The following is a 10,004-nucleotide window of genomic DNA, read 5'->3' as shown; positions in this document are numbered from 1 at the left end:
AACCAATAAGGTCTCAAGAATCACCTGATACTTCAACAAAACCAATAAGGTCTCAAGAATCACCTGATACTTCAACAAAACCAATAAGGTCTCAAGAATCACCTGATACTTCAACAAAACCAATAAGGCCTCAAGAATCCGCTAGTGTTTCTGCAAAACTAATAAGGCCTCAAGAATCACCTGATACTTCTGTAAAACCAATAAGACCTCAAGAATCCACTGATGCTTCTGTAAAACAAATAAGGCCTCAAGAATCCACTGGTGCTTCTGCAAAACCATTAAAAACCCCAAAATCCTCTCGTGTTTTATTAAGATTAAGTGATATTTTTAACAATCCACCAACCCCTAAAAAATTCATACTATCGCAAGATAATTCACAATTATTATATAGTCAAAAAGAATCTCATTACCAAATAGATACATCTAATAATATTGAAATAAAAACAACTGAAATTAAAAAATTACTATGTGATTATCAACTAACCAATTTATACATTATATTATTTTTAGAAGATATTCATATCAAAGGTTTTATACTACACATTAGCAAAGATCTAGTTACTATTATTGGACCAAATATAAAAGTAGAAAGCAATTCAACAGATAATCTTATAGGATCACCAAACAAAATTAACGTAAAAATTGAAATGATTCAAGGGATTGGTGATGTAGGAGCTTCTCTCTCTAGCTAAGATAAATTTGTATATCAATATGGATAGTATTTATGTATTCGTATTGATATACAGTTATTACGGTAATGTGAAACCAATATTTCTTTTTAAATTTGCATTGAATCTATTAGTTCTTGCTCAAGTTGTTCTTGTGTATCATCTGTAACTAGTGATTTCGGAACTTTATTTAATTAGTTAAGAATCTCGTTATTTCCAATGAACTGTTACGGAATTGAAACGAATGACCTCCACTTTACTATACTTCTCCAATGTAATTACATGAAATAAAGGTATATCCTTAGAACGTAAGTACTTCAATGGGAAAATAATCAGTATGTAAGAAGGTGTGTGTATTATCTAAATAAAAAAGTGCTAACAAGTTTGCAAACGAACTTGCTAACACCAATGTAAAATAGACATAAATTATCGCCGGTATGTCGTCTTTGAAAATGGCTTTAATCAGTTACATCATACTTATACGAAATGCTCATAAAAGCAGTCTTAATATCAAGAATAAAGAAAAAATTATGAGTAAAGATTTTGTTTGCTCTATATGAAAAGATAAATAGATATTCATCAGACAAGGATAATTTAGCATATCTTGAATAGGGTGTAGGAACGAATTAAAGAAAGGGATATTTGTTTAGGAAGGGACTGACTCAGGAGTGGGACTTTCGGACAGGGTTTGGGGAGCGGTGATTGCCTTTGGCATTGCGACTAATATCGTTGCTTGTATAATGGCGGTATACATTCAAAAATATGAGCTAATGATAAATCATCTTACAAATATTTTATTTTTAATAATTATCTCTTTAACGTTTATAAAGATGAAAATTAACAGATGGGTGGCTTTAGGATTTACATTAGTTGTAATAGAGAAAGGTATTAAAGCGGGCTATGACTTCTACACACATAATTATTATAGTGTCAGTTGGAGTTTAGCTATCATTGTCTATTGCATATACGAGATGGAAAAGTATCATATTGAAATAAACGAATAGGCGCAACAAAAAGGTGTTAGTAGGTGGAATTCTTTTTAAAATACTATAAAAAAGACACTACAAGAGTGTCTTTTTTTTGAAAATACTCTATAATTAACTTTGGGGAAGGTAATGTTAGAGTATTCGTTTAGCATTATCTTTATATTTGATAAACCATGAAATCGAAAGATTTTGTGGTTTATTTTATGAACAATAGATATTACAGTATTGGCAGTGAGTTATTAACCATTTTAAGCATTAGGGGAGAATGGATTAAAAGTCTAACATCGAATAACGGTTCCGGAATATAGTGTTGCGAAATGATCTCCCATATCCCAAACGGTACTTGCCTGTATATAGCCCTTAAAGCCTTCTGAAGAATAATAAATCTCTTTTGGTATACTTTCTTTAGTTTGGAAATGTGCTTTAGAGTACTTTACATAATGGTTTTTAACAACTTTTGCTTCTGGAACAATAGTGTTTTTTTGTTCCAATTTTGGCCTAGCACTAGAAGGTGGTATGAATTTTATATTGTCTTGGTAATTAGGATCTAAGGTGTCAGCTTGTACACTGTGTGACGAAACAAAGGTGCTTAGACTACTTCCCGCGATTAAAGTTGCAAATACTAACTTTGAGAATTTTGTTAATCTACTCATTCTATAATCTCCTTTTTATTATTTTGTAAGGTATCTCCTTACACCTCACAGTCTATATCCACTACAAAAGGGTGTACATACATATTGATAGACAAAATTCTACAAAATACCGCATGTTTTTGGGATTTATGTATAATAATCCAATGTCTAATAATCTATCAAAAGTAAAAAGGTAGGTCTTATATAAAAGAAAATGAATAATTTATGCAGGTAATGTATATGGAATTATTGTTTAAATATTCTAAAATGAGTTGATAAAGATGTTGGTAGTTTTTTTTGAAAACAAATAATTCCCTAGGTGAAATTTGGAAGGAAGATTCTCTGTTAGAGTTTTTATAAGGGAATTCATTTTCGTAGATTCAAAATGTAAAAATAACTAAAAGAGCAAGTGTTTCAATGGGTAAAAAGCTATGTTGAGTCTTTTTTCTCTGTCGGTGGTCGTCTAATCAATGAAATGACGGATGCTTATGATAGTTTGTGTCTAGCAACATTCGTGTATAAACGAATGAATTAAGAAAAGGGTGAAATATTGGATAACTCGAAATGGATGCCTTTAAGTAATGTTGATGATGATGAGGAAATTTGGGTAGGAGCAAGAGTTAGGGTGTACAATGTTGGTATGAATAGAGAAGATAAAGAAAATAATTTCTATGAATATATTATTTCTTATATCTACGACAACACTAACTACTTACAACTAACTAATTTAACAACAGGAAAAGCAGGTTATATTATTTGTGTCATTGAAAAAGAATTACCAAATAATTATGCTTTGGGCAGAACATTAAAGCAAAGAATAGGTTTAGAAAATACCTATTTTAGATTTGAATAATCAACAAATAAGGGAAGCACCAACTCTAAGGTGTCTTCCCTTATTTAATACTTTTTATCAATAATCAATATTAACAGAGCCTAAATAAAAAAGTGAGAAAAATGATAAACACTCTTCTCACTTTCATCAATTAGGGTGGCATATACATAAATATGCGTTTGGGTGGATTTTGGATGAAAAATCCACATGCATAGTATAACAAAAAAATTATGGCTTTTCGCATGTAATATTGCATATGAAAAATAGTAAAGTTTTAAATTTTAATATTAACAACTTATATATATGTGTTACAATGTAATTCTCTAATTTATTTTATTCTCCTATTTAGAATTTATAGTTTAGTGATTCAATAATACAAAAGTGGTTGTAATAAATAGATAAAACGATGAAATAATACAGTTAGAATGGTTAAAAGGCAGTTAAATATAAGTATTAAAAGAAATAAATTTACTTATTTATGTTTAGTGAATGTATTATGGTAAGAATTTCATCCGATTGGATTAGCGCTAAACTAGATTTTTATCCAAACAAATCCAATAATTATTTTTTAAATGAAGTATATGTTGCATCAAGTTTATTTGGAATAATTCGTAGTCTAATAATTGCTGAATCTAGAAAAATAACATATTCGAAAGGAGAGCAGATAAAACTCTGTCTGTGAAAATTAAATCTCTAAATTATAAAGTACGGATAATAGGATGTAATTGTGGTTTCATTTCGAATGGTACCATAAATGAATGTGGAAAAGTAAAGGAGAAAAATTTAAATAAACTATATAAGTAGTAAAAATGAAAAGGAGAAGTAGCTAGTGTTTAATATAAAAGAAAGATTGGGGCAAATAAAGCTTAAAACGAAGTTGTCTATGGCATTTATAGCAATATTAATTATACCAAGCCTTATCGTAGGAGTATCATCTTATAATAAAGCAAAAACAGATCTTAATGAAACAATTCTACAATCAGCAAAAGATAATATAAGTATTTTAGATAAGATTGTTGATGATGAATTAGAAAATAAGCATACAGATATCACTCATTTTGCAAAGGTACTCACACAAGGGGATTATAATCCTGAACAATCGCAAAATGTACAGAATAAATTTGATCAATATATACAGTTACATCCAGAGATAGAAACGATTTATACGGCATCCAGTAACAATCAATTTATTCATGCACCTGTTGGAAAAATACCAGAAGGGTTTAATCCGCTAGAAAGCAGTTGGTATAAGGATGCAGTAAAAGCAGATGGAGAGATTATTGTTTCATCTCCATATAAATCAAAGTCTACAGGAAATATGGTAATTGCAATTGCAAAGCAGAATGCAGATAAAAGTGGTGTCATTGGCGTAGATTTGAATATTAAAGATATCGTAAAAACATCCAAAATGATAAAAATTGGGAAGCAAGGATTTGTATCTATAGTTAGTCAAGATAAAACTATAGTTGTTCATCCATCACTAAAACCTGGAGAGAAATTAGATAAAACTTTAGTGGATGAATTGTACAAGACAGAAGATGGAGTAATTACTTATAGCCTCAATGGTGAAGATCGAAACATAAGCTTTAAGACAAATAAAAAAACAGGTTGGAAAATAGCTGGCGTAATGCCTACGAAAGAAATTGAAGAAGCTACCAATCCTATTTTTTATAAAACGCTCACTATAATAGGTGCTTCATTATTGTTAGGTGGAATTGTAATTCTATTCATACTCAAATCTATAATTACTCCACTAAGACAATTAGTCATTTCAGCTCAAAGAATTAGTCAAGGAGATTTAACCGAGAAAATAGATATTCGTTCAAAGGATGAACTTGGTCAATTAGGTGGTAGTTTCAATACAATGGCAGAGTCGTTACGTAATATTATTTCTCAAATTAACACATCTGCAGGACATGTAGCTACGTCTTCTGAGGAACTAACTGCTAGTGTAGAGCAAGCAAGTGTTGCGACAGAACAAATTACAAAAGAGATGGAAGAAATCTCGAACAGTGCAGAGGTTCAAAATAATGAAGTTGAGTCTGGAGCTGAATTAATTGGTGAGGTAACACGAAATATTCAATACGTAGCTGAGAATGCTTCTGAAGTATCGGCTTCATCCATATACACTAAACAAAAAGCCAATGAAGGTGAACAATTAGTAGAACAAACTGTAACACAAATGCAGTCTATCCATCACTCTGTTTCTCAATCCGATAATGTCATAAAATTATTAGATAAGAAATCACAGCAAATTGGCAGTATATTAGAAGCGATTCAAAATATTGCGGAACAAACAAATTTATTAGCATTAAATGCAGCGATTGAAGCAGCTAGAGCTGGGGAACAGGGGAGAGGGTTTGCAATTGTTGCCGATGAAGTTAGAAAGTTGGCGGAGCAATCATCCGGATCTTCAATGGAAATTGGAAGTTTAATTAAAGAAATACAAGCAGACGTACATGAGACTGTAAAAGCTATGAATGAAGTAGGCGTAGAAGTACAGTCGGGAATTAAGGTTGCGAATGATACAAAACAAAGTTTTTATGAGATTTCAAAATCTGCAAATGATATTGTGTCAAAAGTGCATGATATGGTGGAACTATCTAATACAATGACTACTGATGCAATGAAAGTCGATACATCGATTGATCAAATAGCTATGGCTGTAAAAGAAAATTCTTCAAGTATGCAAACGATAGCTGGTTCATCTGAGGAACAACATGCTTCTATGGAAGAGATAAATTCTTCAGCAATACAATTAGCACAGATGGCGGAAGAACTTCAAGAGTTAATTGGTGGATTTAAGATTTAAGTTGAGATTCTAGGAGAGAATGCTAGAATCTTGTTACAGAGTGGAAATGAAAAATCTTATAACATAGTAAATAAGTATAATATGTACTCTCTATGCGTATTGAACAGGCAGATAAGCCATTTAAAAACCCTCCAAATGGAGGGTTTTTAAATACATTTACATTAAATTTGTGGTGGTGCACCACCATAATCGCCAACACTATATGAAGGAGCAGGATAATGCCCATGAGTAGCAAGCTGATCTGTTTTAGAAAACTGAAAAATTCCCACCGTTAATACCCCAATAAAAGCAATGCTTGATAATAATAAGCTAATTTTTTTCATTATTTTAACACTCCTTTTGCGATTGATTTTTGTCTTGCTTGATAACAAATATGGAAATAGTCACTTACTTTTTGGTGGTCCTCTAATTGTCTACATTTTGTGGCAAATAATTCGGCGTATTCGACAACATATTCCCATAATTCTTCTTCCTCAAAGTATAAGATTCCTTCTTGAATGATTTTTTCTAATTCTTCCAATGGAATATTTTCATTTAATTTTTTTAAAATAGAGAAGTGGTGTGTATATTCTTCGTTATGAATCTCTCTGCAAATCTGTAGTCCCTTATCAATGAGTTGGCTGGCCGTTGATTGTTCTCCTAACTTATAATGTTCCTTAGCTTGTAGGAAGATGGCCTTGAAGTGTGTAGGGATTTTCTCTGTTACTTCTGAAAGGTGACGAATAGCTAAAGTAGACATACTTTGATCAGAATACAGCCACCCCATAGTATTTTTTACGTATAACAAGGAATCTTCTTCCCTATTTTTTTGTAGTAAATCAATTGCACAATGTAGATATTCTTCTGCTTGTTCGTACTGTTTTAAATAGATGCAGCAACCACCTAGCAAACTATTACAAAAGGCTGTTTTTACTTCATAACCTTCGTACTTTGAAAAGATTGCTCTCGATTTATTTGCGTATTCGATAGAAGCGAGATTGTTATAGGTATGGTGATAGAAAGTAGCAATTCTATAGTAAAATTCGGCGTGTTCAATTTCATCTGGTATAGCTACCAATATTTTTTCTGCTAGTTTATAATGTTCCTCTGCCTCAGTATAATTTGATATAAAAGTGGAATGAATGGATTTGAAAAAATGATAATAGAATTGTAGAAATTGATCTGTAGGCATATCATAATCGCTAATAGTATCAAAACTATTTTGTTGAATACCAAGGCTATCTGTTAAGACCTTGTAACGAAATTCGAGTAGTGAATAGTATAGTAACAAATTTTGATCCTGATGCTCTTGATTCGGTTCAATGCTTAACTTATTAATTTTTTCATCAATTTTCTTTTTTAGATTAGTAGCTTTTATAACTTGCTGAGATAGCATAGATCGATACCAGTCGTTCAATAGAGAGGTTAATTGCTCATTTCCTTTTACTGAGACACTCATAATATACGCCCCCATTTTCTAAAAAAATCCTAATCTAATTTAATTATTAACATCATAACAAAATAGAAGAAAAAATGGAGTGATATTACAATATTTTTCAAGAAAATTCATAAAAAACAATCAATTTGTGTCGAATATACGTAGAATAAAACATCCAAAAATAATCAAAAGATGATATGAGTCTTTATACGTTCTATTAGGTGAACTAAGAAACTGTGATTGAAGATTTATGAAATTTCTTTTTCTTAAAACGATCAATTATGTGTTAATTTTTAGATTATTTTATCGGATAAATATAGTATGTATCACCACCAAATGTATAAATCTTGCGTATGTAAATAAGAAGAGAATAAAGGAAATAAAAAAGAACTTGTAAGAATTCCTACAAGTTCTTTTTTAGATAATGTAAAAGGTGAAACAGACTATGTCATTATTTGTAATAGTAAAATTATCTTACGTATGGTTTTGTTTTATTTTATCATTTTAGCCAAGAAGACTCCCTCCATAAGGAACTCACAGCAAGTATGGGTAAGTGGGAAGTAGTTCAAAGCATGCAATATTGTTTGATTTGGCTAATACATAGATTTCTCATCTCAGAACTGGTGTAAGAATTATAATGTTTATACCATTCTATTGTATTTTCTAAAGTCTGTTGTAGGGACCATTTTGGCTGCCAATTAAGATTGAATTTTGCTTTGCTAATGTCAAGGTTTAGTAAATTTGCTTCATGAAAATTTATTGGACCTATATTTTCTGCTGTCCAATCCCCGCAGCCCCAAATATCTAGTAAACTGGTCACTAATTTTTCTACTGAAACAATATTGCTTAGGGATGGCCCGAAGTTCCATGCTCCTGAAAAAAGGATACCATTATTTATAATTTTTTCTGTAAGGAGTAAATACCCGCTTAAAGGTTCTAGTACATGTTGCCAGGGTCTAATAGCAGTAGGATTTCTAATAATAATCTTTTTGTTTGATTCTAATGCTCGTATACAATCGGGAATAATTCTATCTATTGACCAATCACCACCACCAATTACATTACCAGCTCGAACACTTGCAATTATTTTCTTGTGTTGAGAAAATTTTTCTTCTGAAAAGTAAGAATTACGATAGGAAGAAATTAAAAGTTCGCAGCATCCTTTGCTTGAGCTATATATGTCATGGCCGCCCATAGGGTCAATTTCACGATAACCCCAAGGCCATTCTTTATTTTCATAGCACTTGTCACTTGTCACCATAATTCCTATTTTAGCTGATTCATGTAATCGAATTGCCTCTAGTACATTCATAGTTCCTACAACGTTTACCTCGTATGTTTCTCTAGGATATTCATATGAATACTTAACTAGAGGTTGGGCAGCTAAATGGAATACAATTTCAGGTTTATAATCTGTAAAAACCTTATTTAATTTATTAAAATCTCTAATGTCTCCACGAATATCAATTATATTATTTTGAAGGTTAGTAATGTTAAAGTTATCATTTTTATTTTTAGGATCTAATGAATATCCGATTACAGCAGCACCTAATTCATTCAACCATAGGGATAACCAAGAACCTTTAAAACCAGTATGTCCAGTAATTAAAATTCTTTTTCCGTAAAAAGCATTATTAAAGTTTTGGTTTAACAATTAGTCCACCTCCTTTAGTACCCTATTTTTAGGGAGTTAGGTATAAATGTTTATTATTTTTATACCAATTAACAGTTTTTATAATTCCTTCTTCAATATTAATTCTGGGTTCCCAGGAAAGAGAGTTTTTTATTTTTTGCACATCCGCTTCAGGAACCCATCTTTCATTTGTTCTAGAGGAAATTGCACCGTAATTTGGTCTGGAATTGGTTTTCAAATGTTTGAATAATAATTCTACATAATGTTTCAAGGGGTGAATAGTGCCGCTCCCAATATTAAAGATTTCATTTTGTACAGTAGTATTTTCTACTGCTAGGATACAGGCATCTATTACATTTTCTATATAACAATAATCTCTTAATTGATTACATAAAGTTAAATTTACATCTTTGTTTTGTAATACTCGCAAGATTATATAGCTAAAAATTTTATGCGGCTCTTCGCCTTCTCCGAATATGCCAAAAGGTCTTAATGTTATAAGATTAATATTGTTTTCGCTAGCAATTTGATGGGCGAGTATAGTAGCAGCAGCTTTGGTACTTCCATAGATGTCCACAGGAGTTAGTAACATATTTTCATGAATAGGTTCCATCTTGTTACCGTATTCAGAACTACTCCCAAAATTGATGATTTTTTTACAATTCACCAATTTTGCTGCTTGAATAATGTTACAAGTCCCTATAACATTTGTTTCTATAGCATGGATGTAATCTGTATGGGCAGAATTTACACCATAGGCTGCCAGGTGAAAGATATAATCGGGATTAATTTTCTTTATTGCATCTTGTACTTGTTTTTTATCTCGTATATCTATTTCATAGGTTTCAATATATTTTAGAATATCCTTTAGTCTCCAAGAGTTTGATGGTGTTCTTATGAAAAGAACAATTTTTGCTTGTAAATTTAAAAGTCTTCGTGCCAAGTGAGAACCAATAAAACCGTATCCACCAGTAATAAGGAAAGTTTTATTTTTAAATGAAGCAATCATAGTGATAATCTATCC

Annotated in this window: 9 protein-coding genes; 4 read left to right on the top strand and 5 right to left on the bottom strand. The window is 31.2% G+C overall.

Annotation, left to right across the window (positions count from 1 at the left end; genetic code table 11):
* Both HFD78_RS24370 and HFD78_RS24365 read left to right on the top strand, forming a co-directional pair.
* Nucleotides 1-692, top strand: a 692-nt coding sequence (locus HFD78_RS24370; RefSeq protein ID WP_191968123.1) for a hypothetical protein, incomplete at its 5' end; no start/stop codon positions are given.
* A gap of 644 nt (nt 693-1,336) precedes the next feature.
* Complete coding sequence (locus HFD78_RS24365) at nt 1,337-1,672, top strand: hypothetical protein (RefSeq protein ID WP_000524431.1); 336 nt, start codon at nt 1,337-1,339, stop codon at nt 1,670-1,672.
* A 260-nt stretch (nt 1,673-1,932) separates the two neighbouring features.
* Here HFD78_RS24365 and HFD78_RS24360 read toward each other — a convergent pair whose 3' ends face one another.
* Entirely contained in the window at nt 1,933-2,307 is a 375-nt protein-coding gene (locus tag HFD78_RS24360) for a hypothetical protein (protein WP_000088957.1), read from the bottom strand.
* A gap of 547 nt (nt 2,308-2,854) precedes the next feature.
* On the opposite strand from HFD78_RS24360, the gene HFD78_RS24355 reads away from it, so the two are divergent.
* A complete protein-coding gene (locus HFD78_RS24355; protein WP_002062883.1) occupies nt 2,855-3,139 on the top strand; it encodes a hypothetical protein in 285 nt (94 codons plus the stop codon).
* 808 nt (nt 3,140-3,947) lie between these two features.
* Entirely contained in the window at nt 3,948-5,930 is a 1,983-nt protein-coding gene (locus tag HFD78_RS24350; protein WP_141551803.1) for a methyl-accepting chemotaxis protein, read from the top strand.
* A gap of 161 nt (nt 5,931-6,091) precedes the next feature.
* Here the strand turns inward: HFD78_RS24350 and HFD78_RS24345 are convergent, their stop codons facing one another.
* The 4 genes from HFD78_RS24345 to HFD78_RS24330 all read right to left on the bottom strand — a co-directional run bounded on the left by HFD78_RS24345 (nt 6,092) and on the right by HFD78_RS24330 (nt 9,989).
* Nucleotides 6,092-6,253, bottom strand: a complete 162-nt coding sequence (locus HFD78_RS24345) for a hypothetical protein (protein WP_000724116.1) — start codon at nt 6,251-6,253, stop codon at nt 6,092-6,094.
* Nucleotides 6,253-7,368 carry a Rap family tetratricopeptide repeat protein gene (locus tag HFD78_RS24340; protein WP_000116961.1) on the bottom strand — a complete coding sequence of 372 codons (1,116 nt, stop codon included), beginning with the start codon at nt 7,366-7,368 and terminating at the stop codon, nt 6,253-6,255. The genes HFD78_RS24345 and HFD78_RS24340 overlap by 1 nt, the downstream gene beginning before the upstream one ends.
* A 544-nt stretch (nt 7,369-7,912) precedes the next feature.
* Nucleotides 7,913-9,001: a CDP-glucose 4,6-dehydratase gene (rfbG, locus tag HFD78_RS24335; protein WP_000934338.1), complete on the bottom strand. Its 1,089-nt coding sequence runs from the start codon at nt 8,999-9,001 to the stop codon at nt 7,913-7,915.
* Between the two features lie 28 nt (nt 9,002-9,029).
* A complete protein-coding gene (locus HFD78_RS24330) occupies nt 9,030-9,989 on the bottom strand; it encodes an NAD-dependent epimerase/dehydratase family protein (RefSeq protein WP_000561952.1) in 960 nt (319 codons plus the stop codon).
* Between the last annotated feature and the right edge of the window lie 15 nt (nt 9,990-10,004).

This window comes from Bacillus sp. EKM501B, assembly GCF_011800505.1.
GTDB lineage: Bacteria > Bacillota > Bacilli > Bacillales > Bacillaceae_G > Bacillus_A > Bacillus_A cereus.
Note: the sequence above shows the minus strand (reverse complement) of the source record. Positions and strands in the feature narration are given on the sequence as shown.

What these genes read in the sequence shown, in the direction of transcription:
- HFD78_RS24360 (WP_000088957.1), bottom strand. Translation starts at nt 2,307, where the DNA reads ATGAGTAGATTAACAAAATTCTCAAAGTTAGTATTTGCAACTTTAATC.
- HFD78_RS24330 (WP_000561952.1), bottom strand. Translation starts at nt 9,989, where the DNA reads ATGATTGCTTCATTTAAAAATAAAACTTTCCTTATTACTGGTGGATAC.
- HFD78_RS24345 (WP_000724116.1), bottom strand. Translation starts at nt 6,253, where the DNA reads ATGAAAAAAATTAGCTTATTATTATCAAGCATTGCTTTTATTGGGGTA.
- HFD78_RS24340 (WP_000116961.1), bottom strand. Translation starts at nt 7,368, where the DNA reads ATGAGTGTCTCAGTAAAAGGAAATGAGCAATTAACCTCTCTATTGAAC.
- HFD78_RS24355 (WP_002062883.1), top strand. Translation starts at nt 2,855, where the DNA reads ATGCCTTTAAGTAATGTTGATGATGATGAGGAAATTTGGGTAGGAGCA.